Annotated in this window: 26 protein-coding genes and 1 pseudogene; 15 read left to right on the forward strand and 12 right to left on the reverse strand. The window is 60.5% G+C overall.

What is annotated here, in order from left to right; all coding sequences use genetic code 11:
• Positions 1–51: 51 nt before the first annotated feature.
• Positions 52–804: a 2-oxo acid dehydrogenase subunit E2 gene (locus tag MXA07_RS17540; RefSeq protein WP_247729885.1), complete on the forward strand. Its 753-nt coding sequence runs from the start codon at positions 52–54 to the stop codon at positions 802–804.
• A 427-nt stretch (positions 805–1231) separates the two neighbouring features.
• Here MXA07_RS17540 and MXA07_RS17545 read toward each other — a convergent pair whose 3' ends face one another.
• The 3 genes from MXA07_RS17545 to MXA07_RS17555 all read right to left on the reverse strand — a co-directional run bounded on the left by MXA07_RS17545 (position 1232) and on the right by MXA07_RS17555 (position 3632).
• Positions 1232–2101 carry a sulfurtransferase gene (locus MXA07_RS17545; RefSeq protein ID WP_247729886.1) on the reverse strand — a complete coding sequence of 290 codons (870 nt, stop codon included), beginning with the start codon at positions 2099–2101 and terminating at the stop codon, positions 1232–1234.
• Between the two features lie 143 nt (positions 2102–2244).
• On the reverse strand, positions 2245–3213 hold the full coding sequence (locus MXA07_RS17550; protein WP_247729887.1) for a hypothetical protein: 969 nt from the start codon (positions 3211–3213) through the stop codon (positions 2245–2247).
• A gap of 206 nt (positions 3214–3419) precedes the next feature.
• Positions 3420–3632: a hypothetical protein gene (locus MXA07_RS17555; protein WP_247729888.1), complete on the reverse strand. Its 213-nt coding sequence runs from the start codon at positions 3630–3632 to the stop codon at positions 3420–3422.
• A 192-nt stretch (positions 3633–3824) separates the two neighbouring features.
• On the opposite strand from MXA07_RS17555, the gene MXA07_RS17560 reads away from it, so the two are divergent.
• Positions 3825–6119, forward strand: a complete 2295-nt coding sequence (locus tag MXA07_RS17560) for a nitric-oxide reductase large subunit (protein WP_247729889.1) — start codon at positions 3825–3827, stop codon at positions 6117–6119.
• Between the two features lie 38 nt (positions 6120–6157).
• Here MXA07_RS17560 and MXA07_RS17565 read toward each other — a convergent pair whose 3' ends face one another.
• Both MXA07_RS17565 and MXA07_RS17570 read right to left on the reverse strand, forming a co-directional pair.
• A complete protein-coding gene (locus MXA07_RS17565) occupies positions 6158–6385 on the reverse strand; it encodes a hypothetical protein (protein ID WP_247729890.1) in 228 nt (75 codons plus the stop codon).
• Positions 6386–6702: 317 nt separating this feature from the next.
• Positions 6703–6861 (reverse strand): hypothetical protein, encoded by a 159-nt coding sequence (locus MXA07_RS17570; RefSeq protein ID WP_247729891.1) that lies wholly within the window; start codon positions 6859–6861, stop codon positions 6703–6705.
• A 929-nt stretch (positions 6862–7790) separates the two neighbouring features.
• On the opposite strand from MXA07_RS17570, the gene MXA07_RS17575 reads away from it, so the two are divergent.
• A complete protein-coding gene (locus MXA07_RS17575; RefSeq protein ID WP_247729892.1) occupies positions 7791–9182 on the forward strand; it encodes an ATP-binding protein in 1392 nt (463 codons plus the stop codon).
• Between the two features lie 724 nt (positions 9183–9906).
• Here MXA07_RS17575 and MXA07_RS17580 read toward each other — a convergent pair.
• Together MXA07_RS17580 and MXA07_RS17585 are read right to left on the reverse strand one after the other, a co-directional pair.
• Positions 9907–10899: a tyrosine-type recombinase/integrase gene (locus MXA07_RS17580; protein WP_425492232.1), complete on the reverse strand. Its 993-nt coding sequence runs from the start codon at positions 10897–10899 to the stop codon at positions 9907–9909.
• A gap of 38 nt (positions 10900–10937) precedes the next feature.
• Positions 10938–11111: a hypothetical protein gene (locus tag MXA07_RS17585; protein ID WP_247729894.1), complete on the reverse strand. Its 174-nt coding sequence runs from the start codon at positions 11109–11111 to the stop codon at positions 10938–10940.
• Positions 11112–11611: 500 nt separating this feature from the next.
• Between MXA07_RS17585 and MXA07_RS17590 the strand changes: the two genes are divergently transcribed.
• From MXA07_RS17590 to MXA07_RS17625, 8 genes are all read left to right on the forward strand, one after another.
• Positions 11612–11851, forward strand: coding sequence for a hypothetical protein (locus MXA07_RS17590; RefSeq protein ID WP_247729895.1), 240 nt, complete (start codon positions 11612–11614; stop codon positions 11849–11851).
• A gap of 82 nt (positions 11852–11933) precedes the next feature.
• Positions 11934–12362 carry a DUF8023 family protein gene (locus MXA07_RS17595; RefSeq protein WP_247729896.1) on the forward strand — a complete coding sequence of 143 codons (429 nt, stop codon included), beginning with the start codon at positions 11934–11936 and terminating at the stop codon, positions 12360–12362.
• Positions 12363–12368: 6 nt separating this feature from the next.
• Positions 12369–12926, forward strand: a complete 558-nt coding sequence (locus tag MXA07_RS17600; RefSeq protein ID WP_247729897.1) for a hypothetical protein — start codon at positions 12369–12371, stop codon at positions 12924–12926.
• Between the two features lie 227 nt (positions 12927–13153).
• The gene (locus MXA07_RS17605; RefSeq protein WP_484496861.1) at positions 13154–14890 is read left to right on the forward strand and encodes an Env/VP5 family phage fusion protein; all 1737 of its coding nucleotides are present in this window, start codon (positions 13154–13156) and stop codon (positions 14888–14890) included.
• Positions 14883–15425 (forward strand): DUF8063 family protein, encoded by a 543-nt coding sequence (locus MXA07_RS17610; protein WP_247729899.1) that lies wholly within the window; start codon positions 14883–14885, stop codon positions 15423–15425. The genes MXA07_RS17605 and MXA07_RS17610 overlap by 8 nt, the downstream gene beginning before the upstream one ends.
• Positions 15422–16222 carry a hypothetical protein gene (locus tag MXA07_RS17615; RefSeq protein ID WP_247729900.1) on the forward strand — a complete coding sequence of 267 codons (801 nt, stop codon included), beginning with the start codon at positions 15422–15424 and terminating at the stop codon, positions 16220–16222. Before MXA07_RS17610 ends, MXA07_RS17615 begins: the two co-directional genes overlap by 4 nt.
• Positions 16219–17394, forward strand: coding sequence for a hypothetical protein (locus tag MXA07_RS17620; RefSeq protein WP_247729901.1), 1176 nt, complete (start codon positions 16219–16221; stop codon positions 17392–17394). Before MXA07_RS17615 ends, MXA07_RS17620 begins: the two co-directional genes overlap by 4 nt.
• 229 nt (positions 17395–17623) lie before the next feature.
• Complete coding sequence (locus MXA07_RS17625; protein WP_247731779.1) at positions 17624–18022, forward strand: PD-(D/E)XK family putative nuclease; 399 nt, start codon at positions 17624–17626, stop codon at positions 18020–18022.
• Here MXA07_RS17625 and MXA07_RS18340 read toward each other — a convergent pair whose 3' ends face one another.
• Positions 18023–18142, reverse strand: coding sequence for a sigma factor-like helix-turn-helix DNA-binding protein (locus MXA07_RS18340; RefSeq protein WP_425492233.1), 120 nt, complete (start codon positions 18140–18142; stop codon positions 18023–18025).
• Positions 18143–18580: 438 nt separating this feature from the next.
• Between MXA07_RS18340 and MXA07_RS18345 the strand changes: the two are divergent.
• Positions 18581–18778: pseudogene (locus MXA07_RS18345) on the forward strand (HNH endonuclease); the annotation flags it as partial.
• A gap of 54 nt (positions 18779–18832) precedes the next feature.
• On the forward strand, positions 18833–19051 hold the full coding sequence (locus MXA07_RS17630) for a hypothetical protein (protein ID WP_247729902.1): 219 nt from the start codon (positions 18833–18835) through the stop codon (positions 19049–19051).
• Between the two features lie 35 nt (positions 19052–19086).
• Here the strand turns inward: MXA07_RS17630 and MXA07_RS17635 are convergent, their stop codons facing one another.
• The 3 genes from MXA07_RS17635 to MXA07_RS17645 form a co-directional block, all read right to left on the reverse strand.
• Positions 19087–19377 carry a DUF7692 domain-containing protein gene (locus tag MXA07_RS17635; RefSeq protein ID WP_247729903.1) on the reverse strand — a complete coding sequence of 97 codons (291 nt, stop codon included), beginning with the start codon at positions 19375–19377 and terminating at the stop codon, positions 19087–19089.
• An 813-nt stretch (positions 19378–20190) separates the two neighbouring features.
• On the reverse strand, positions 20191–20565 hold the full coding sequence (locus tag MXA07_RS17640; protein WP_247729904.1) for a hypothetical protein: 375 nt from the start codon (positions 20563–20565) through the stop codon (positions 20191–20193).
• Positions 20566–20628: 63 nt separating this feature from the next.
• On the reverse strand, positions 20629–20805 hold the full coding sequence (locus MXA07_RS17645) for a hypothetical protein (protein WP_247729905.1): 177 nt from the start codon (positions 20803–20805) through the stop codon (positions 20629–20631).
• Between the two features lie 269 nt (positions 20806–21074).
• Here MXA07_RS17645 and MXA07_RS17650 point away from each other — a divergent pair, with 269 nt between their 5' ends.
• Positions 21075–21656 carry a hypothetical protein gene (locus MXA07_RS17650; protein ID WP_247729906.1) on the forward strand — a complete coding sequence of 194 codons (582 nt, stop codon included), beginning with the start codon at positions 21075–21077 and terminating at the stop codon, positions 21654–21656.
• Positions 21657–21802: 146 nt separating this feature from the next.
• Here MXA07_RS17650 and MXA07_RS18360 read toward each other — a convergent pair whose 3' ends face one another.
• Positions 21803–22075 carry a DUF8156 family protein gene (locus MXA07_RS18360; protein ID WP_484496857.1) on the reverse strand — a complete coding sequence of 91 codons (273 nt, stop codon included), beginning with the start codon at positions 22073–22075 and terminating at the stop codon, positions 21803–21805.
• 147 nt (positions 22076–22222) lie between these two features.
• Here MXA07_RS18360 and MXA07_RS17655 point away from each other — a divergent pair, with 147 nt between their 5' ends.
• A complete protein-coding gene (locus tag MXA07_RS17655; RefSeq protein ID WP_247729907.1) occupies positions 22223–22759 on the forward strand; it encodes a hypothetical protein in 537 nt (178 codons plus the stop codon).
• The last annotated feature ends 64 nt before the right edge of the window (positions 22760–22823 follow it).

Below are 22823 nucleotides of genomic sequence, written 5' to 3' on the forward strand. Positions count from 1 at the left end.
ATCACGGTCGCCGCCCCGACCACCACCGCGATTCCGATCCCCACAATCTGCATGCCACCATCCGATACCGACGAAGACGAGGGGGCCGATTCCGACGCCCCCGACGAGTCCGGACGCACGATCCGCGAGGAGCGCTCGCTCACGCCGATGCGCCGAACCATCGCGAAGCGCCTCTCCGAGAGCTATCGCAACGCCGTCCACGTCACCGCGAGCCGGGCGGTCGACGCCGAGGCACTGCTGTCCGCGACGGACACGGCGGACGAGCGACTCGACGTCGACGTCTCCCTGATCGACCTCGTCCTCCGGGCGCTCTCGGCCGCGCTCGAGGAACACCCCGCGTTCAACGCCACGTACGAGGACGAGACCCACCGGCTCTACGCGGAGCACAACGTCGGGATCGCCGTCGACGTCGACGCCGGGTTGGTCGCGCCGGTCGTCCGGGACCTGGGTTCCCTGACGCTCGCCGAACAGGTAGCGGACCGCCGACGCCTGACCGAGGCCGTGCGATCGGGCGACTACTCGATGGCCGACCTCCGCGGTGGCACGGTCACGGTCACGAACCTTGGCGTCCTCGGCGTCGACTCGTTCACGCCGGTCATCAACCCGCCCGAGGTGGCCATCCTCGGCGTCGGCCGGCTTCGTGAACGCGCCATGCCGGGCGACGACGGGGTGGACGTTCGCAACCGGATCACGTTCGACCTGAGCTTCGACCACCGGGTCGTCGACGGCGCGGACGCGGCTCGCTTCCTCGACACCCTCGCAGACCGGACGAAACGCGCCACGCGGTTCGTCCCCGAGGCGTGACCTGATTCGGCGAGGCGCTACGAATCCGGGTTCGATACCGCGAGGACGTCGGTCGCGTCGAGCAGCAACAGGTCGGATCGCTCGTCGGCCGTGCCACACAACGTTGCCGTAAATCCGTTCTTGGCGAACAGAGCGCAGGCCAATTATGCACACGATACTAGTATCGCGTTCATCACAAAGCCACGCCCGCTCTCAGCCGTTGCTGGCCGCTTCCCATCGCCCACCACGGAATTGCTCGACGGCCAGCGGACGGCTGGCGCTCCGGAACGCGAGTCGAGATTCGTCGGTGAGGCCGCCGCTTCGATATCGCGGGAGAACACGGTTGTGCGGATCTTACGCGGCCCGCTTCGGTGAACAGTCGGTCACCGGTGTCGCTACCGACCGTCGAGCGCCCGATCGGGCCATTTCTCGGGTTCGAGCGGTTCGGTCACTCCGCTTCCTCGCCCGTCGCGATCGGCGCGTTGACGAGATTGCCCCACTCGGTCCAGGAGCCGTCGTAGTTCATCGTATCCTCGTAGCCGAGCAGTTCGTGCAGCGCGAACCAGGCCACCGACGCCCGCTCGCCGATCCGGCAGTAGGTGATCGTGGTCTCCTCGCCGGTGACGCCGGCCTCGGCGTAGAGCGCTTCGAGCTCCTCGCGCGGTTTGAACAGGCCGTCCTCGTCCGTAACGTCCTTCCACGAGACGTTCGTCGCACCGGGGATGTGTCCGCCGCGCCGGGCGGTTTCGGTCATCTCCGGCGGAGCGATGACCTCGCCGGTGTACTCTTCGGGCGAGCGGACGTCGACGAACGCACAGTCACGGTCGAGCGCGAGTTCGACGTCCTCGCGATACGCCCGGATCGTCTCGCGCGGTCCGCCGATCTCGTACTCGACGGGCGGGTACTCGGGCACCGCGTCGGTCGTCGGGTAGTCGCGTTCGAGCCAGTACTCGCGGCCGCCGTCCAGCAGGCGGACGTCGTCGTGGCCGTGATAGCGCAGTTGCCAGTAGGCGTAGGCGGCGAACCAGTTGGCGTTGTCGCCGTAGAGGACGATCGTGGAGTCGCGTTCGATCCCGTGGTCGCCGAGGAGGGCGGCGAGTTCGTCGGGATCGCGCAGGTCGCGCCGCGTCTGGTCGCGCAGCTGCGTCTGCCAGTTGAAGCCGACCGCGCCGGGGATGTGCGCCTCGTCGTAGGCCTCGGTGTCGACGTCGACCTCGACGAGTCGCAGACCGGGGTCATCCGCCTCGAACTCGGACAGGCGGTCTTCGACCCAGTCGGGCGATACGAGCACGTCGGTGGAGTGAGTGGCCGGTGTCATGGTCACGTTCTTCCGCGGAACGTATTACATTATGGGCTATTAGTGTTACGAATTAACATGAGAGAAGAACTTATTCCAGCGACGAACCGTGTCGATTCGAATGGAGGGCATCCCCGGGTTCGAGGGCGGGGCGATCGAGCCGCTCAGGCGTCACCGTCGACGGATACGAATCGGTCGATCGTCACCGCGATCGCGTCCCGCGACGGGACGTCACGAACCGCGTAGGCCGTGGGGTACCGGCCCGACCGGGCGTACGCGTCGGGCTGGGCGATGTCCCGACGGTCGACGGCCGTATGGTCTTGCAGGAAGGACCGGGTGATCATCGGTTCGACGAACGTGAGTTCCCCGATATCGTCCCCGTCGGGGTCGGCGACGCCCCAGATGAGCGTATTCGAGAAGTCACCGCCGTTCAGCTCCGGCGCGGTCGGATCGACCAGGTGCTCGCCCATGTCGGTGATGACGCGCTCGTCGACGACCGGCCCGCGCACGTAGCCGTCCGGAACGTACCGGGCCGGAAGCGTGTACTCGGGAGCGGCCGGCCCCGAAATGGCGTCGACGGTCGGCGCGGGCGACATGTGGAAGTGGACGTCGAAGTGCGGGGCCGACCAGACGCCGGCCGGCGGGTGTCCGTTCGGGTTCCAGCCGAATCCGAGGAAGGAAATCGACGATCCTCGAGTCGACGGGAACGGGACGAAGAACGCGAGCGACCACGCGTGGTGGATGCGCAACGCCTCGCCGGTCCGTCCGTACTTGTCGGTGTAGGTCGTTTCCGCACCCGCTTCGAGGGCCGCCGCGGACGGCAACCCCTCCAGCGCGGCCCGGTCGATGAGCACGCCGTGGGCCGACGGGGCGGTGTCTTGCGGGGCGATCGTGAACGTCCGGACCGCGCCGTTTCCGAGCGACACCGACGGTCCCCACTCCGTGATCCCCGCCGGCGGATACCCGCCGGCCGTCCCGGCTGCCACATTGCCGACGCCTCCGCCGAGTACACCCGTCGCGGCGATCGATCCGAGGACGGTCCGCCGGTCGATCAGCCGGGCGGTCCCTGCGCGTTCCGCCCGATCGTCCCGCGATTCCCCGCTCCGTGTCGAGTGGTCCCGCGTATCGACCATAGGATGTCAACCCCGTCCATATACATCCCTGTAGCGGTTTGAACTAGAAACCGGACATTCGGTAAGTATACTCAATGAAGGGGTAACAATCACCGCCACCGATCCGCGCGTTCGGGCCGACCGAGTCAGGGTCCCGTGAAATGGGCCAGCGTCCTCCAGGCGTGTCGCTGCGGAGCCCGGCCGGTCCCGGGCGGCGTGTTTCGTACTCAGTCGGATCGCTCGCGGTTCTCGTCGATGCGACGCAATGCGAACCAGGAGACCGCGACGATGGCCAAGAACCCGACGACCAGGCCGCCTCGAAGCAACTGCCCCTCCGCGGACGTGTCCATCGCCTCGAGGTAGCCCCACCCGACGAAGAAGACGCCGAGCGCGGTGGCCAGGACCAGCACAACCAGGAGTCGATCGGTCGGGACGTTCATCGCCGAACGTAGCCCGAGAGCGGGGAAAATACTGTCACTTGAATTAGCGCCGACCGTCGCGTCGGTACCGACACGCGGACGGCAGCGAGGCAGGGGTCGACGCACGAGCGCGACCGGACGTCGAGTCGTCGAATCGGGCGAGGGGAACGTGTTCCGCCGGACGTAAAAGTGAGTGTCGGACAACGATGAATTATGAAAATTACGAGGCGAACGATCGCGAAGGCGCTCGTCGTCGTCTTCGTCGGGAACTTACTCGTGATGGGCGGTGGCGCACTCTACTCCGCTCAGGAGGTGCCGCAGATTCCCAAAGAGGTGACCGGTCCCGACGGCGAGGTGATCGTGACGGAGTCGCAGGTGCAGGATGGCAAGATCGCCTTCCAGCAGAACGGACTGATGAACCACGGCTCGATTCTGGGCAACGGCGCCTACTACGGCGTGGACTTCACCGCCGACGCGCTCGACCTGAAGGTCTCGGCGATGCGCGAGTACTACGCCGACGAGCGCTACGGGGCGGCCTACGACGACCTCGACGCTGCCGAACGGGGGAGCGTCGACTCGATCGTCCGCGAGGAACTCGACGGGACGATCGACGACGGCGCGGAGACCATCCGGTACTCCGCGGCCGAAGTCGCCGCTCACCGGCACGTGCGCGAGACGTACGTCGAGCGCTACCACGAAGGGGCTCTCGAGCGCGGCGTCCCCGCTGACTTCGTCGACTCGGCGGAGGACGCCCGGTTGTTCGCCGACTTCGCCCTCTGGACGGCCTGGATCGCCCACACCGACCGACCGGGCAGCGACGGCAGTTTCACCAACGAGTGGCCGTTCGACCCGGCCGCCGGCAACGCGCCGTCGGGCGCGACGATGACCTGGAGCGTGATCAGTATGGTCCTGCTCGTCGCCGCCGTCGGCATCGGCGTCTGGCTCTACAGGTCGGTCGAGCTACCGGAACCGGAGACCAGGGGGCTCGAGATCCCCGCCCCGGACGACATCAGTCTCACGCCGAGTCAGCGCGCGGCCACGCGGTTCATCCCGCTGGCGGGGGCACTCTTCGCCCTCCAGGTTCTCCTGGGCGGGCTCCTCGCGCACTACTACGTCGAGCGGGACGGCTTCTTCGGCGTCACGGAGGTGTTCGGGATCGACCTCCTCGAGGCGTTCCCGTTCGCGATGGCGAAGACGTTCCACCTCGACCTGGGGATCCTCTGGATCGCCGCGCTCTGGCTCGGGGCCGGGCTCTTCCTCCCGCCGCTGCTGACGAATCACGAACCCGATAATCAGCGAACCTACATTCACGTCCTGCTGGGGGCGCTGATCGTCGCGGCCGTCGGCGGCCTCGCCGGCGTCTGGCTCGGCGCGCAGGGCTACATCGACGGCGACCTCTGGTGGATCGTCGGCAACGAGGGACTGGAGTACCTCGAGGTCGGGCGCCTCTGGCAGGTCGGCCTGCTGGTCGGGTTCGTCCTCTGGACGGCGCTGGTCTGGCGGGGCTTTCGCCCGCTCTTGCGCCGCGAGTCGCGCTACGGACTCGCGCACATGATCGTCTACGCCGGCGGCTCGATCGGCCTCCTGTTCACCGCGGGGATGCTCTACACGCCCGAGACGAACATCGTGACGACGGAGTTCTGGCGCTGGTGGGTCGTCCACATGTGGGTCGAGGGCGCCTTCGAGTTCTTCATCGTCGCGATCGTCGGCATCACCCTCGTCAGCATGGGGCTCCTCCGGAAGGCGTCCGCCGAGAAGGCCGTCGCGTTCCAGGCGCTGTTCGTCATGGGGTCGGGCGTCATCGGCGCCTCGCACCACTACTGGTGGATCGGCCAGCCCGACGTCTGGCTCCCGCTGGGCTCGATCTTCTCGACGCTCGAACTCATCCCGCTGATCCTCATCCTCTTCGAGGCGATGGGTCAGTACCGCGCGCTGGCGACGAGCGACGGGAGCTTTCCCTACACGCTCCCGTTCATGTTCATCATCGCCAGCGGGGTCTGGAACTTCGTCGGCGCCGGCGTGCTCGGCTTCTTCATCAACCTCCCGCTGATCAACTACTACGAACACGGCACCTACCTCACCGTCGGCCACGCCCACGCCGCCATGTTCGGCGCCTTCGGCTTCCTCGCGCTGGGGATGGCCACCTACATGCTCCGCATCTCGACGAAACCCTCGCTGTGGTCGGAACGTCGGCTGCGCTGGTCCTTCTGGCTCTGGAACGCCGGGCTCGCCGTCATGGTGTTCGTCTCCGTGCTCCCGGTCGGGTTCCTCCAGCTGGAGACGGCCTTTACGGAGAGCTACGCCGCCGCTCGGAGCCTCGCCTTCTACGAGGGGGAACTCGTCCAACTGCTCTTCTGGGCGCGGCTCCCCGGCGACACCATGATCATCCTCGGCACGCTCGTCTTCTGCTACGACATGGTGGCCAAGCGATTTACGCTCAGGGAGGTCTCCCTGCCCGGCGATCGACCGGGAACCATTCCGGATCGGATCGGCGCGGACGACGATTGACGGGCCGGCACCCCCTCGACCGGCCACGCCGACTGGCCCTACATCTGATCCAGATTCAATAGCCGGACGGACGCTCGCGTCCCGACGATTACGAGGGCGAATACCAGTCCGAATCCGGCGAGCTGGAGGACGATCTCCGGCATCGGCACGTACTCGATCGGTTCGACGTTCAGGACGTCGTGCATGAACGACCGCCCGAGGACGAACCCGATCGCCGCGTAGCCGAGCGCCAGGAGGCTGAACATCGCAAATTGCAATCGGCTCATTGACGACGGGTAACGCGACGACGGTACTCTCTATTGGGGCTAACAGCCTAGCCCCGATCGGAGGGCCGGGCACACTGGTTAGGGTCGTCGATCGAGAATCGAGTGCGATGGCCCGATCCGCTCTCGCTATGGGCAAGAGCCACTTCGACCCCAGGGCGCGACGAACGCGACACAGACCGGTGTTTACGTCTGGGATCGGTATCGACGGCGAGTGTCGTGGCAATTCGCCAACTCGCTGTCAGCCCCACGGAAGTCGATCGGACGACACGGACGAATTGTGTCCGCGGGTAAACTGGCATTCTGGCGGTCGAGACGTTCTACGCCTGTATCTCCTGGACGTCCGCGAGCGGCAACTCGCAGCCGCAGGGCCGCGCCGAGTGGGTGTGCGGTCCCGAGGAGGTGATACTGACGACGGGCGTCTCACAGAACGGACAGGGCGGGAACGGACTGTCGTCCGGATCCGGGCGGTCGGTCATCGATTCACCCCGCCGAGCAACATCGCGACGGTGACGGCGTCCAGCGGGCAGCCACAGGGATCGGCCGTGTGACGGTGCGGCCCGAGCGTCCGGATCGTGATCACCGGCTCTGTGCAGCTCGGACAGGGCGGATACTGGTCGCGCGAGACGATGCCGAATCGGTTGGGGTCTACGGGCCGTTCGACGGCGACGCGGAGCCGGTCGTCGGACGGGCCGGCGGTGGCCGTGTGGGTTCGTGATCGATCGGCTATCGACGTTCTCGAATCTGGAAACTCGTCAGTAGCCGTAGAACTGGGGTATGCGGGCTGTGCGCGGGGTTTATGGTGGTCTGGCGTATAGCGTGTCATGGCTGATGAAAACCCTTGCGCGGGTTTCGGAAGCCACGTCTCGGGTGCTCCAACACCCGGGGCATTTCTGCCCACTCTGGCAAACCAAAGCGAGTGGCTTCCGCGTGAAGAAAGTGGTTGTACCATATTATATCTACTGGAAATAAGATATTTTCAGGAACGTGACTGTGGATCGGATAGGAATTCAGAATGTCGAAGAGCCTGATTCGTTCTTCTTGACCAACGGAGAGTTGGGAGAGGTATTCTTTTGGAACGAAGGTTCGATCGATTTCCTGTCGGTTCGGCTTTCGCGAGCCTGCATACGGCTATCTGACCTTGAACACTGTCTATTTCGTACTGACGCCGTCCCCTGGATCCCAACTATTCAGAAAACGGATGGGCCCTGTCGGGGCAGAATCCGACCGGGAGATAATTGGTGATCCAGGAATCGGAACACTGCGGCGGGGTCGATTCTAATCGGCCGGTCGAAGAGACCAGCAAGTGAGGATTGCGAACGCCCATCCACAGTATGATACTCTAGAGTACGATACTCCAGAGTACGATAAACAGAAATGCTATATCCCGCGCGAGTAGATGGAGCGTATGACCGATTTCGTCGATCGCGAAGAAGAACTCTCCCGCCTCCGTTCACTTTACGAATCGGAGGCCGCAGAACTCGCGGTGATCTACGGCAGACGGCGGCTCGGAAAGACAGAACTCGTCAAGCAATCGCTGGACGGATACGACGACGCCGTCGTCTACCAGGCGAAACAGAAGACGAACGCGCTCCAGCTCGAGCAGTTCGTCGAGATCGCCGCGGAATCGTATCCCGGCGTGACGCGTATCCGGGAAGACTGGGGGGACGTGCTCGGATATTTAGCCGAACAGGACGCGATACTCGTCCTCGACGAGTTTCCCTATTTGGTCGAACAAGACCGAAGTCTCCCGTCGGTGCTCCAGGCGATGTTCGACCACGAGCTCGACGATTCGGCGACGACGATCGTGATCGTCGGCTCGTCGATCAGCATGATGGAAGAGGCCGCCCTTCTCGGGAACGGTCCGCTCTACGGCCGCTCCTCGGTCAAACTCGACGTGAGACAGCTCCCGTTCGCCGCCGCGATGGAGTTTTTCGACGGCGCGTACGCGGCGGACGAACAGGTCTGTACGTGGGGCGTTTTCGGCGGCGTTCCGTACTATCTCGAAGAGGTCGCTCCGAAGGCGACGCTGGCAGAAAACGTCCAGCGAACGATCCTCTCCCGTCACGGCTCGCTCCACAACGAACCCGACTACGTGCTGCGTATGGAGCTGACGGAACCGACGCGATACTTCTCGATTCTCGAAGCGATCGCGGGCGGGAGTACGAGCCGCAACGAGATCGCGGGGACGACGGGGATCGAGTACAATCAGCTCTCGAAGTATCTGAACCGACTCGCTCGGCTGCGGCTGGTCGACCAGCGCGTCCCGATTACGGAGCAAAAAGAACGGAGTAAGCGCAGTCGGTACCACATTCGTGACCCGTTCTTCCGCTTCTGGTTCCACTTCGTCTACGGGACGGGAGATCGATACGACGAACTCGGCGACGACGCCTACGAGGCGCTCATCGAACCCGAGCTGGCCGACTTCGTCAGTCAGTCGTTCGAAGAATTGAGCCAATCTGCACTTCGGACGCTCTATCCGGAGTATACGATCACGGATACGGGACGGTGGTGGTACGACGACCACGAGATCGACGTCGTCGGATTGACGACCGAGGAAACGCTGCTCGTCGGCGAGTGCAAGTTCCAGCGCTCGCCGCTCGGGTACGACGCGTTCTCGAAGCTGCAGCGCCACGTCGAAGAACTGCGGTGGACGCCCGATACGGGTGGCGAGCGGGTCGAACGGTACGCGCTGTTTTCGCGAAGCGGTTTCAAACCCTCCGTCGAAGAAGCCGCCGAAGAGCGCGACGATCTCCGGTTGTTCGCCGTCGAAGACGTCGTTTCGGCGCTGCAATCGTAGCAATACGACGCCGCTCGAAACAGGGCCGGAGTGCCGTCGTGGGCGTTGGGACCGATTCAGCACGGGAAAACCCGGCCGCGAGAACGCCTGCGAAGAGATTGTTACGTGTGACGTAACGCGTTATATCTGGTGGAACGGCCGAATGACGTAGAATGATCGCCCGACGTGAGCCACGCGAGGGATGCGCACGGAAGACGGCGACGACTTCGTCCGACCCTTGCTGGATTGGTACGACGCGAACAGACACCGCGACCTGCCGTGGCGCGATCCTGCCACCTCGCCGTTCGAGGTGCTGGTCACCGAACTCGTGCCACAGCAGCCGTCGGCGGGCCAGGTCCTCGTCGGCGACATCGGAACGAGGATCGGCCAGCGTCATGCCGACCCCTCATTTCGGCTAAGAAATTCGCCCGGCGACAACCCGCACCGAGCTCCTGGGTGGGCTCCGTTTCAGAACTGCCGATTTCCGAAACAGGAATCGGCAGGCAATCGGGATAGAAGTGGCCGAAAACACCGATCGACCGATGAGTTACAAATTGGTCGGGTAGGTCACAGGCCCTGTCGGATTCGAAACTACGCCGTCGGCTCGCTCCGCTCGCCGCCGTCTAGTTCGAATCCGCCAGCGATCAACTCCGTGACCCGCGCACGTTCGCGCGGGTCACTCCATGGGCCCTGTCGGACCTGCACATTGCGCTCGGTTCTACCTCGGTGGACGTGTCTGGTCTGCTCATTGGTCTGGAAGATAGTCGCGTCGCTGTTTCGCCTTCTGGCGCTCGCTACGGCGGTCGTAGTGCTTATCGAGGATGTTGCCGCTCGCGTCGAGACGGTCCCCGACGACCTGGCGGGGGACGTCCTGGCGACGGTACGCCGTCACCCGGCCGCTCCGGACGTCGTGCGGTGACCGTGACGACGGGCAGGTGCTCGCCTTGACGTAGTACGTCGCGTCGCACTCTTCCGGGTCGCGATCGTGCGGACAGCCGGCGCCGCGCTGGCAGGGCCGGGTAATCGAGTAGAGCGTATCCCGCAGCGTCGATCGAGAAGCGCGACCGTGAGTCGTCGTGATGAGCGGGGCGCGGCCGTAGTCGTCGGTGACCTGATCCCTCGGTCCATCGATGTAGTCCTGGACGACGCCGGCGACGTGCCCGCCGATGCTGTTCCATCGCTCGCCCTTCTCGCCGTTCTTTAGCGGCGTATCCTGCTCTGGGCGGTGGACGAACTCGACCCCTGGCGTATCGGAGTCGAGTTCGCAGTCGTCGAGATCCAGCGCTCGAATCCCGCCGATCCGAGCCCCTGTGTGCCAGAGCAGGAGGAGGATGACGTGCTGCCGGGATGCGTAGTGGTGGCGGTTGAGGTAGTCGAGTATCTCGATCGCCCGGTCCGGTTCGAGCGTGGTGTCGCTCACCGATTCGCTTCCGGAAACCGTCGGGAGCGGGACCTTTTCGTGAAGGTCCTCCGGTACGGCGTCGATGTCCGCACAGAACCGAAGGAACGCGCGGACGGTCGCGAGCTGACCACGCAGGGTGATCGTCGCGATCTCCTGGCGTCCCTTCCCGTGACCTTCTCGCCGCCACACGCGGAACGCGTACAGGTCTCGCCCAGTGAGTTCGTTCAGGTTCTCGATTCCTTCCTCTTCACACCATTGCTCGAACGCTTCGAGTCGGTAGACGTGGGAGGGAATCGTCTGCTTGCTCAACTCGTCTCGACGGCCCTCCATGTACATCTCGATGGCCTCACGGGGGGTGATCGGTTGGAGACGGGTCACCGACGACCACCGCCCCGACCGGCCCGATCACGGCGCTCGGCTTCGCGATAGGCGCGCTCGATCTCGCGGGCGCAGCTGGCGCAGACGTAACCCTCGGGCGTCACCGTCTCGGCCGGCCCATCACATCGAGGCGTATCGCACCGCCCGCGCTCGACGGTCTCGGCGCTCATCGGGAACCCCCGAGAGTGTTGTACGGTTGTCTGTTAGCGGTACGCTCAAGGGTCGTGCGCGTGTTCCATAGCATGGTCTCACCGTGTGGGACCACGGACGTATCCGGGTGCGCTCCTTCCCACAGGATTCGGCGCACCCGGAGGCGGTCCGTCGGTCGAGTTGCTGGTTGATGTGACGTTCCAATAAGCGCTGGTGCCCGGTTTCCGTAATTTCCGATACACCGTCGAGCGCGGGGTTTATCCACCGCGAATGTGTATCCGAACATGCTTCCGTACCTCGATTACGGAGGCCAACGGACCGGTGCCACCAACACCGGGTCCGTAACTTCCTACGGGACCCGACCGGGTAGCGGTGGGTCCGCCTGGCTTCCGATAAACCAGTTTCTATATGGAAACTACTTAGTTGTTATGTAGAAACCAATTTCCAATTCGAGATTAGTATCTATATGGCTATTTAAAAACCTGTGATAATATAGAGTTCCAAAACACCACTCGCAGCAATGGCAGGACGCGATGAAACGGTTGATGACATCGAAATTCTCGAATTTGTCGAATCTACATCAGACCCTGTAGCTACCACTGCTGAAGTTGCCGAAGCTTTTGGTTTTTCCAATTCAGGGATGCTCAAAAGACTTCACCCATTAGAGGATGCAAGTCTCCTGCACTCTAAAAAAGCAGGTCGAACATTAGTATGGTGGATTACTGAATCAGGCAAAGAACGGGTTAAGGGAGAGGAATAAACGGCCTCAAACTGCCCTTCTTTAAATACCATTTAGTGGGTTTAAGTCACAAATCCCGACAGTTCCGCCTGGGTATCAACCCATGGCAACGAGACAAATTGCGATCGGCGGCGGAACGAATAACAACCAAATCGACCTGCTCGACGTGCTGGCGCTCGTCATCCTTCCGATCAGCTGGGCACTGCAGCTCAACGTGTTCACCTGGCAGATCAACGTTTTCGGCGGTTACGACTTCAACCAGGCGCTCTGGACGATCGGCGGCGTCGCGATCTCCCCGGCGCTGCTCATCACGCTGGCAGCGGTCGCCTGGGTCGTCGTCACGAACCTGCTGAACAGCGAGACCGAACACGGCCAGGAAGAGATGGCCGCGATCGGGACCGCGCTTGCGCTCCCCATCCTGGTCGTCTTCGTGCCGGCCGTCGCGGACCTCGTAAACTACCACGACATCACCAAGCTCGCGGCGCTCATGTACGTCAGCGCAGCGACCGTGTACGTCTCCTACCGGAGCTGATCGTCCATGCGAATGGACACGCACAACGCGGCGTCTCGGACGATCCTCGTCCTGCTGCCGATCGTCGTGCTGCTGGCGATGGTCGGGATCGGTCTCTGGGCGGCCTCCGGCGCGGCGGTCGTCGATCCCGGTAACGGTACGGTCGTCACGAACGAAACCGTCACCGTCGACAACACCACGACGACGGTCTACGCCGACCTCTCGGGCACCGACGCGCTGCAAAACGAGACCAACGTGACGGCGTGGCTCTACAACTCGACGGACGTGGCGAACGCGTCGGTCGTCGGCAACGATACGGTGACGCTGAACGCGACGGTCAACGAGTCGTCGCTACAGATCAACGTCACGAACGCGACGGAGAACCTGACGAACGAAACCGACTGGGCGCTCTCGATCGTCGGCACGGGCGATACCGGCGAGGTATCCGTGCTGTCGTTCGGCGCGATCAACGAAGGCGGTGGAGGCGGCGGCGCTCCCATCTCCGGCGGCGAGGCGGGCGGGATCGCGGCGGGCGTCCTGGCGCTGCTCGTTGTCGGGGTCGGCCTCGCGCGGAGGGGAGCATGACGGCGGCCCATAGCCCACAGCCTGACGACGGTGGCGGCCTCGGCCGGCGCGAACTGCTCCGGCGCGGCGGCACGATCACGGCAGGGGCCGGCGCGACCGTCTACGTCGGCGACCGCCTCGTTCCCCGGTTCTCGCCGGTCGGCCGTGCTCACGCTGCCGCTTGCGGTGGGGCGTGCATCCTGACGGCCGGCATCGCGATCGGGCTCGTTGGAGCGTGGGCGATGGACATGAATAACGGGGTCCCGGATGAGGTCATCGAAGGTCGAGCGAACGAGGTGTGGGACGGAATCTACCTCGACGCGACCGAGATGCGTCTCGAACAGTTGCCCATGCTCGAATCGTTAGATGGCGATATCGGAATGCTTCGGCAACTCGGACGGGTTGACGCGGCGTTCGAGATCATCCAGGCGGCGAGCGACGAGGCCGGTGAGGCATCGGCGAAACTCGAAGCCGAGAACGCCATGAAATCGGCCTATGCCAACGTCGAGGCGAACTTCTTCGACATGTGGACAGCAAAGATGACCCGGGCCATGAACCGTGCTGCCAGAGCCGATTCGACGGAGGCGCTGGGGATTGCTGACCCGTTCGACTGGGCTCGGAATGGGAGCGTCGAGCAGGACGACCACGACACCGCTCTGCACGTCCTGCTGGATGATCAGGATGTTGATGGATATGGAAATAGCGCGACGGTCGAACTCGTCGACGGGTCGACGCACGGCGTGACCGTCGCTGCTGGCGACGATCCGAGCACAAACGACCGTCTTCGGCTCTTTCCGTGGGCCAAGGTGCCGAACGTGTCGGCGAACTATTCTCACGCTGATTTCGAATACTGTGATGACATAACGAGTGCGTACGATTTCGCAACTCGCGAGTGGTCTGGTGCTGGCGCTCTGGGTGGTACCGGCCTGATCGCGCAGGAACGAGACGGAGCGGGGTCTGTGCGGTTCCTCGACGCTCGCGACTACTGGGATATCCACAAAAAGCTGATCGATCAGTTAAACGAAGAACTCGCCCACGTCGAGACGATGGTCTCGAACCTCTACCAGCCGGCTGTCGAGGGCAAGGTAGACTTCAGCAAGATCGCCAGCGGATCGGCGATGCTTGAAGCGGCTCAAGACGGCGAGTTGGAGACGTGGAAGGAAGTTGCGGGAGTCTACCGGGCACTCTGGATACCTGAGTCCGAGAAGCCGGTCGTAATCTCGCTGGAGAACGGCGTCGAACTCGAAGGGTTGCTATTCTGGACCGAGCCGAGCGACACGCTCCAGGTCGGCGAGTCGATCAACCCCAGCATCATCGGTCGCTTCTACATGGCAGCCGAGATCCGCTACGTGCCACCCACTCCCGAGACCTCGACCGCGACGATGACGATACTCGTCGAAGACTCCGAAGGCAATGGGATCGAGGGCGCGACGATCGACGTCAAGGGCCAGGATCTGAGCTATACGACCGACGCCGACGGCGCGGCCGACGTCGACCTATCCGGTGACTCGGCAACGCTCTACATCTCGGACGGTGGGACGACGGCCTCCGAGACGGGGATCACGATCGGCGTCGAGGACGGCACGACGCTGGCGGTCACGCATGACGGTTCGGACCGGACCAGCTATGAGGCCGACCCCTTCGATCACTCGACCCTAACCCCCGAGGATGAGGGGACTGCCTTGCCGGTCCAACTGACCGAACCGTTCACGCTCGAAGGGATCGACGGCGGCGGGTCAGAACTCGACTTCGTCATCCCTGACCGAGTCGAGCCAGATGATGACTTCGACGCGTACAAAGGAGCAGTCGAGGACGCCGCCGACAACGAACAGGAAACCCGTGAGGAGACGAACGAGATTATCGTCGAGTCGGGCGGCATCTCGTTCCCCGGTCTCGGCGACGTCGGCGGCGGTGGTCTGCTCGCTGGCGCGGCTGCCGTGATCGGTGTCGGCTGGCTGTTCGGCAAAGCGAGTGGTGGTGAGTGACGTGCGCTTTCTCACGTTTTCACTGGCGGTAGCCCTGGCGATCGCGATGGGCATGGGCGCCGTCGCAGCGCAGGGCGAAGCGAACGCGACGGCCGGGAACGAGACGACCGGGCCGACCGGCGAGACCGTCGACGACGAACTCACCATCACCGACTGGCGATTCACCGGCGACGCGTTCGTTCTCGATCTGCACGCCGAGCGATCGATGGCGGTCACGGCGACGCCGAGCCAACAGATGGCCGAGGGCGCGCAGCAGGTGACCTGGGTAACGAAGGCGATCCCGCGAGGGAACAGCACGATCCGCGTGCCGGCCGAGACGGTCGGCAGCGAGGCTGCGGTCGTCGTCAGTACGCGCGACTCTCGACGCGACGGGCGAGCGGTCCAACTCGCGACGGGATCGGTCGGTGAGAATCCGTTTTCCCCGTTCGGCGGCACGAGCGGCGTTCTATCGGGCGTCGTGCTGTCGATCGGAATGGCCGCCGGTGCGGCCGCGTGGGTGCTTCGAAGCGAGGAGTCCGGAGTGATTCAAGCATGAACGAGCTATCAGCCACGTTCGGGAACTGGAAGGATCGACTGACGTTCATCGTCGCGGAAGCCCAATTCCTCGTCGCGGGGCTACTCGTCTCAACGGCGATCGCGATCGTCTGGCTTCGGCCGAGCCTGCCGGGAGTCCCGCCGATTGTCCTCGGCTGGGTGGCTGCGCTGATGCTGCTCGGGCCGCCGGTGTTCGGCTTCTTCATCTGGTTGGTTCGGAAGCTCCGCGTTCGCAACATGGTCGCCGTCCACCACATCAACGGCGTCAGTGACACTCGCGAGAAGTATTACGTCGAACCGGAGCTGTGGGAGTCCGCGAAGATCGATGGCCCGAGCCCGTACCCCGTCAACGACGGCAGGGCGTTCGAGGTTCGCGAGTTCGACTACCAGGACGACATCGACCAGCTCACCGTCCGCGGTTGCTACATGAGTCAGTTGGCCGATTCGAAACTCGTCAGTACGAAGGCCATGCTCGAAGACATCCATGGCGATCTCATCGAGACCTGGCTGGCGTACAACCGCCTGCGCGCCCGTATCAGCAAGATGGGGCTGCAGATCCAGGGCGACGTGGTGAATCAGGAAGCCGAGGCGGACGAACGCGGACTGATGAATCCACGAACGACCGTCAAACGACGGTTCGAGGCGGCTGAGTCCGACGCTCGAGAGAACGCCACGGACGACATTCAGGACGTCACCGAGTTCGTCGAGGACTACGCCGCCGAGCACGGCATCAAGACCACTGACGGCCCGCCAGCGACGACAGAACAGGCCGCGACCGACGGAGGTGAACAGCGGTGAGCGACGAACAGGACAACTTCACGGTCGGCGGCTTCCGCGAGTGGCAAGACGGGAACCTGGCCCGAGACCCCGACGAGGTACTTCCACACTCGGGATTCGTCCGGGACGAGAGCGTCGACCGCCAGATGACCATGCGAGCGGTCCATCACGACCCCGATCGGTGGGAGTCGAAGGCCGCCGCGACCTACCTCGACGTCGGAAAGAACCGCGATATACTGAAGGCTGAAGGGAGCGAAACCGCCCGGAACGCGCTCGAAAACGGTGATACGCTCACACTGAAACACTACATCGGCGACCCCGCCCAAGAGGCGGACCTCTCCGGCATCAAGGCGATCACTCGCCTGCGGGAGATCGTTGCCGGGCCCGCGCCCGTGATCGTCATTCTCGGCGAAATGGGAGCTGGCAAAACGAACCTCGCGTGTCTGCTCCTGCAGCTGCGGGATCGGTGGGTCGACGGCGATCTACTCGTCGGGTCGAACATCCGGACGCTGCCCCGAAACGACGAGTGGGTGCGGGACAACGGCGACGTCGAAGACGGCTGGATTCCGAACTACCCGCTGCTGGCCGAGTGGGTCGAGCAGGACGGCGACCCGACCGAACACGCCCAACGCCCAAAGGCGTTCGTTGGAGACGAGTTCTCGACGAACGCCAGCGGCACCGGCGAGGACGGGCAGAAAGTGCGCAAGCTGATGGGGCCGCTCGTCTTCAAGATCCGGAAGTACAACGGCTGTCTCATCTACATCGGCCACGACGAGAGTTCGATTCACCCGCTGCTCTGGCGCGTCGGAACGATTCTCAAGAAGCCCGACCGCAACAACAAGGGGAAGGCGATCAAGGCGGAGCGAATCGCCGGCGGGAAGCTGCAGGACGTCGATCCGCGGCCATTCACCGGGATTCCGCCGGCCGACTTCGAGCCGCACACGAACGACGAAGCCGATTGGTCCTGGTCGGCTCCGTCGAGTGACGATGACGGCCCGGCGATCGCCGAGAACGAGGTGAAACAGGTTGCCGCCTGGACGATGGAAGCCTGCCGACAGCAGGGGATGTCGGCCCGCGAAACCGCCGAATTCGTCCCGTATAGTCACGCTACCGTCTCGAATTGGTGGCGAGATATCGACGAAGGTGGACCCAAGCGTGATTGGGTTGACACCGTAGAGCAGGTAATCGCATGACTGCAGTACGGTGTAAAGCTGTAAAGCGAAACCGACCCCCCTTTAGTCAGGCCCACCAGCCCCGTCGCTCGCTCCCTGACGGGAGCTACGCGACCGATGGGCCGGCGCTCGAACCAGCGGAGGATTATATATACCGACGCGCGGAGCGCACGTGTAGACAAGAGAATGACATTTTTCGAAAGACGATTTCGAAAAATTCGCGACGCGCGCGATTAGTGGGAGGCGTCGTCTGATGCCGTCGCACAAGGCCAACAAGTTCGGCACCGCCTGCGAGTACCACCTCGCCGAGACCTACGACGTCGATCTCGTCGACGACTCGGGAACGCGACTCGATACGAGCTGGTACGACGGGCTGAAGGCCGGCACCCCGTGGGAGTTCAAGGCCACGAAACACCGTCACGCGGACGGTCAGCCGGGGAATTTCAAGGTATACAAGCAGTACCACTCGAAGCTGCAGCGAAACGGTGGCTGGTACGGTTTCGCGATCTATCGGAAACGCGGCCGGGGAACGCAGATACTCAAAACGAAAGCGCTCCCGGCGTCAAGGTTGCCCACGTTGCGGTGGCACGGTGGCGGCGATCACCGCGGAACGAAACAGGCAAAGGTTTCGCTTGGTAGTGTATTTTAACTACCGTTCGCCCTGTTTATACTCAGAAATATATTTCCGAATAGTCCCTTCTTGGACACCCATCTTTTCAGCAACCTCTTCTCGGGTCAGGCCCCCTAATATACTCAAATATACCGCCATAGCTGCTTTTCCTTGGAGCGCTACTTTGAGAGGTATTATTCTCCATCCTTCAGAAATAGTGAAACCACCTGTCTGACGCCACAATCGCAAAAATGCAGGTATGTCTGACCTATATCTAAGATATTTCGTATTGAGTTCGAACCTGGTGCCATCTGGTAACTCAAGCCATTTCTCAGACACCGGTAATGTTTCGGATTGAATCCATTTCGTCCCACGCTTGAATGTCAATTCATTCTCTTCGCCCGCAATTCTCGAAATATCGTCGTACTCTGATAACTCGTACACAGTTTGTAACGATACGTTTGTGCATCACCCCCGATAAGTGTTCGAGTGTAGTTCGAGGCTGATACAGTCGGTTGAGGAACAGTGAGCAATCAATAAGAGCCACAGCACTGGTGCAGAGTGGCAATGCTGTCAACCAGTGCTGTAACCCTATACATGAGTAACAGGCAATACGACAAAAATTGGGCGGAAGTTCGCAAAGCCGTATTTCAACGAGACCAGCATCAGTGTGTAAACTGTCTTCGCGGACTCGATGAAGGCATAAAGATAGATCCAGATCATAACGTCCCAAGAGGAGTCGGTGGTTCTGATAGATTCGGAAACATTACGACACTTTGTAGACGCTGTCACAAAGCGAAACATGGTGAAGGGATAGCCCCCACAGTAGAAATCGTGAGCAGCGGTGTAATGTCTGATCAGGAGTTTATGTGGTTCAAGCAGTTTCTGAGTGAAATGATTCCCGCAATGGCCAGGGAATTCTCTGTCAGAGTGAAACCTAAGTTCAATTTGGATGGACAAGATCAATGGCATCTACCATTAGGTGACCTACGTCGTCTGGATCAGCAATTGTTGGATGACGACAGAACTGATCAATACTCTTCACTCAAACTTGAACAGTATATGTGATTATAATGGACTTAGTAGGGGAAATCGTTTAGAAGTTAGTTGTCATTACTTTTCTCGACCGAAACTAGTGATTCAACTTCGAAGCAGACAGCCCTTGTTGATAGCGTCTCGGCTATCTCGCGGCGCTGCTCGGCGGTGAGGTCGTCGCGCTCGAGGACCGTCCGGGCGGCTGCAACCTGCTGAGTAAGATCCTCACAGGCGTAGGCAACGGCGTCACTCCGATTACAGTCATAGAAGGTGGCTGCCTTCTCGATACAGTCAAAGCGCCACTCGTTGCCGTCGTCAGTCCGAATTCGGACGCTCGCCGGGATTGTGGTTCGACCCATGCTCGTGAACACGGTCCGCAAATCCTAGATTTTTGCGGTCACTGGAACGGGTCTTGTTTAAGTAGCCCATACCCCACGGCCGCGATCGACGCGGATCGCGGCCTCAATCGTCGGCCCAGTCGGCGCGATATGAACACGGCCGGCTCGCACTCGTGTTCATATTCGGGAAACGGATTCTCTCGACGTGCGACCCCATGCGAATATAGCCATCCACGGGTTTCGGCCTGACTGGGCAATCTGATTGGCTACTCGACACCTTCTGCGATCCGCTCTAGAGCATCCGCCATTCGTTCTTGAGCTACAGCCATCCTTTCTTCAGGCGAGGGAGACCCCTCGATCACATCATTCTCTTCATCGTTGATTGGGATACCAGTTTCCACCTTCCCACCGCAACTGGGGCAAGTCGCGCGCGGCATTTCGCCACCATAGCTCCACGTGTAATCGCATTTTTCGCACGTCAATTCGAGAGACATGGTAGAGAGTAGTAGATAAAACATAAGTAACCATTGGTATAGCAAATTTTCGAGTCGGGAAAATCCTCTTATTTTATCTTCACATAGTACATTGTCATTATTTCACCTTGGGAAATAGCTACAAATTTCACCTTATATTTTAGGTTTTCTCCCACAAACACCTTTTCTTCGTCATAAGGCCGATGCCCGTACTTTTTCTGAAAGCCCTTGTAATAATCCCCTTCCGCTTTACTCACCCACTCAGGGACTGATGAGACTCTAACCCAACGCCGAATTTTGAATTTGAGATACTTTATTGGTCCCATTACTTCTCTCGGACTCCAATTGGTCATGGCCCCTTCTATGTGTTCAAACTCTTAAGTTCCTCCCGGAGATCGTGGCGGATCCAGTCGAGATCGTCGTGATGCTGCTCGAGCCACGTGATCCGATCGATATTTTCGGCCAGCCGATCACCGCGTCGGACAACGCCATTCTTCTGAACTCTGGCCGATCGGACCTCGTTGCAGCCAAGATTCGCTCGCTCGTTCACCTGATAGACGATAGCCTCGAAACCTCGATCGCGAACGGCGATTAACCCGCTGGGCATCCCATACTGTCTGAGCAGACCGTCAAGCACCCGCTCAACGTTCTCGTCGTGGTGGCGGATGAGCAGCTCGGACAGCTCGCGACGGACAACTCGCTTTCGTTGCAGATGGTGCTTGATCGGGTTCTCCATACAGCGTCGTACCCAGCCCAGGTATGTAGATCTGAGAGAGTCGATTCCGATTCTCCGAAACCGTCACTCAAGTGGGACACGTTGTCGGAGTGCGTCGGCGAGAGTCAGGCCGTGATCGTAGGCGATCTCGTCAGCCAACGCCCAGCAGTGATAGTACATCTCCGAATTGTCGGGATAGAGCCTCGCCATCAACAGCAGTGCCTCGATCAGTATCAAGTCATCTTGTGGATGCCAGTACATCGAGGGGGTCTGGTCGGGCCTTCTGATAAAAAGGTACGGAACTACCTTCTAAGCCTATCCGACAATCTCGGTTATCGAGGTCCCGCCCTGTTGTCGATCTCGATTGTCACGGAATGTGATACAGCGATTCGTCGCTCGTGTGCATATCGAGGAAACCGATTCTCTCGCACCGCGACCCGGAGGGGGCGTATTGTGACTACAACTTCAGGGGAAGGTTGTTATTAGAAAGACAGAATCATTTGAAGGTCGGCCGTGATCTATACCATAGCATGAAAGATGAGCCAAATTGGGCGGTTATACTGGATACTATATACAGGAATAACGTCACGTGGCCATCCGACACTAATTTTGATAAAGACCATCCCGTGGTGTCAGCCGTAAATTTGGATGCCGAAACAGTACAGGAAAATTTAGCGATGCTTTCACAATCTGGATTAGTGGGAAAAACCCATGTTGGAATGAAAGCTGACATTCCAAGACCCGGGAAAGAAGGTCTGAAAGGAATAACAGGAGAAGCAAGGCGGCAAGGTACTCATGTCGGATTAACCGCTCGCGGGTTTCACGTTGCGCATGAGCGAGAGGTGATGGAGCAGGAGCAAAAAGAGCAAGATCGTCGTATTCAGAGTCAAAATGAAATCAATAGCGCAATTGGATTCCTGACTCTTGGATTGTTATTTGTGAATTTTGTCGATACATGGATCACGGTAACTCTCGATACTGAAATCGCAAATTGGTCAACAGAATTGTGGTTAGCGGTGATGGCTGATGCTGTCGTTGTTGCTGGAATAGGGCTGCTACTCCAGCGAACCGGGTTGCTTGAACCGTATTCCATAATGAGTGACCAGAATTAAATAATGAAGGTCAAGAAGTTGACCACCGTTTCGTGTGCTTCACCTGGAGATCGCGGAAGCTGGGGCCGTTGCTGTGTAATTTTTTTGGCTCTGTTCCCTTGGGGACAGTTGGGCAGAGGATTGACTGAATGATCTACTTAGCGATACTAAGCAGTAGTATTAATGCTGTTCTCCAGGTCCTCCAGCTGCTCTTCTATCTCAGTTAACCGGCACTCGTGAGCCAATAAGATCGAAATGAGGTGGGTCGTCATCGGATCAGGATGGTTCTGTATTCCACCGGCGTCAGCGAAGTTCCGGACCTGATCGGATAAGCGGTCGAAATGATCCTGATACTCGATTCGGAGCGCTCGGTGGTATCGCGACCATTCGTTTTCGAACTCTCGAACCGTATCACGGTAGGTGGGATTCGTCTTTCCCATACCCTCGAAACCACCAGAAATGGGATAAGCAGCGGAGTCCTATTTCGGAAGTTCCGAAAATTCTGCGATGGCTCATAGAGGAACAGCCTAAGAAGACATGGGAATACATTCCGTGTTTTTCATGTAGCCCTATTAGATATTATCCCTATGACGGAGCTAGACTCATTGCTACAAATAATCCAAGTCATTGTTACATTCCTCTTAATCATCATCCCTGGCAGTGCTCATTGGGAGTCTAACCCCTTATACTCCAGAACAAGGGATGGGTTTGAAAAGTTACAGAAGTTCAGAGATATTCGCGAAGAAGTTGAACGTGGAGAGCTTAGTCGGGGAGATCGAGGCTTCAGAATAATACTCCAATCCATTAGAAGAAATAGGTCTTTGTCAGGGAAAGTTGAGAAAATCTTCTTAGAAAAAGGAGATTCAAAAACCATCTTAGATGGGGGAGTCGCAGATGGCACTCCGAGTATAGCTGGGATAGCAACTTTTCCAAATGCATCCCTTTCTGTCGAATATGCAGACGGAGATCGAGAGGTTGTAATCTTTAGACCAACCGATTCTACCCCAACATTAGGATTGTATGATCTGGAGAGGTGGGTTCAAAACTACTTACTTGAGAAAACTAGTTATCTAACAGGAACTCTTGCTCTAATCTGGGCAACTCTTTCTATTCTTCTGTTATAGAATATGGGAAGAGAGACCGACCATTGTTTCATATGCCTCAACTGGAAATCTTCGGAGACGGGGT

This window comes from Halovivax limisalsi, from assembly GCF_023093535.1.
Lineage (GTDB): Archaea > Halobacteriota > Halobacteria > Halobacteriales > Natrialbaceae > Halovivax > Halovivax limisalsi.

Bases quoted from the DNA above. Each gene is read 5' to 3' on its own strand.
- MXA07_RS17540 (WP_247729885.1), top strand. From the start codon at position 52: ATGCCACCATCCGATACCGACGAAGACGAGGGGGCCGATTCCGACGCC.
- MXA07_RS17545 (WP_247729886.1), bottom strand. From the start codon at position 2,101: ATGACACCGGCCACTCACTCCACCGACGTGCTCGTATCGCCCGACTGG.
- MXA07_RS17550 (WP_247729887.1), bottom strand. From the start codon at position 3,213: ATGGTCGATACGCGGGACCACTCGACACGGAGCGGGGAATCGCGGGAC.
- MXA07_RS17555 (WP_247729888.1), bottom strand. From the start codon at position 3,632: ATGAACGTCCCGACCGATCGACTCCTGGTTGTGCTGGTCCTGGCCACC.
- MXA07_RS17560 (WP_247729889.1), top strand. From the start codon at position 3,825: ATGAAAATTACGAGGCGAACGATCGCGAAGGCGCTCGTCGTCGTCTTC.
- MXA07_RS17565 (WP_247729890.1), bottom strand. From the start codon at position 6,385: ATGAGCCGATTGCAATTTGCGATGTTCAGCCTCCTGGCGCTCGGCTAC.
- MXA07_RS17570 (WP_247729891.1), bottom strand. From the start codon at position 6,861: ATGACCGACCGCCCGGATCCGGACGACAGTCCGTTCCCGCCCTGTCCG.
- MXA07_RS17575 (WP_247729892.1), top strand. From the start codon at position 7,791: ATGACCGATTTCGTCGATCGCGAAGAAGAACTCTCCCGCCTCCGTTCA.
- MXA07_RS17580 (WP_425492232.1), bottom strand. From the start codon at position 10,899: ATGTACATGGAGGGCCGTCGAGACGAGTTGAGCAAGCAGACGATTCCC.
- MXA07_RS17585 (WP_247729894.1), bottom strand. From the start codon at position 11,111: ATGAGCGCCGAGACCGTCGAGCGCGGGCGGTGCGATACGCCTCGATGT.
- MXA07_RS17590 (WP_247729895.1), top strand. From the start codon at position 11,612: ATGGCAGGACGCGATGAAACGGTTGATGACATCGAAATTCTCGAATTT.
- MXA07_RS17595 (WP_247729896.1), top strand. From the start codon at position 11,934: ATGGCAACGAGACAAATTGCGATCGGCGGCGGAACGAATAACAACCAA.
- MXA07_RS17600 (WP_247729897.1), top strand. From the start codon at position 12,369: ATGCGAATGGACACGCACAACGCGGCGTCTCGGACGATCCTCGTCCTG.
- MXA07_RS17605 (WP_484496861.1), top strand. From the start codon at position 13,154: ATGAATAACGGGGTCCCGGATGAGGTCATCGAAGGTCGAGCGAACGAG.
- MXA07_RS17615 (WP_247729900.1), top strand. From the start codon at position 15,422: ATGAACGAGCTATCAGCCACGTTCGGGAACTGGAAGGATCGACTGACG.
- MXA07_RS18340 (WP_425492233.1), bottom strand. From the start codon at position 18,142: ATGGCGGTATATTTGAGTATATTAGGGGGCCTGACCCGAGAAGAGGTT.
- MXA07_RS17630 (WP_247729902.1), top strand. From the start codon at position 18,833: ATGTCTGATCAGGAGTTTATGTGGTTCAAGCAGTTTCTGAGTGAAATG.
- MXA07_RS17635 (WP_247729903.1), bottom strand. From the start codon at position 19,377: ATGGGTCGAACCACAATCCCGGCGAGCGTCCGAATTCGGACTGACGAC.
- MXA07_RS17640 (WP_247729904.1), bottom strand. From the start codon at position 20,565: ATGGAGAACCCGATCAAGCACCATCTGCAACGAAAGCGAGTTGTCCGT.
- MXA07_RS17645 (WP_247729905.1), bottom strand. From the start codon at position 20,805: ATGTACTGGCATCCACAAGATGACTTGATACTGATCGAGGCACTGCTG.
- MXA07_RS17650 (WP_247729906.1), top strand. From the start codon at position 21,075: ATGAAAGATGAGCCAAATTGGGCGGTTATACTGGATACTATATACAGG.
- MXA07_RS18360 (WP_484496857.1), bottom strand. From the start codon at position 22,075: ATGGGAAAGACGAATCCCACCTACCGTGATACGGTTCGAGAGTTCGAA.
- MXA07_RS17655 (WP_247729907.1), top strand. From the start codon at position 22,223: ATGACGGAGCTAGACTCATTGCTACAAATAATCCAAGTCATTGTTACA.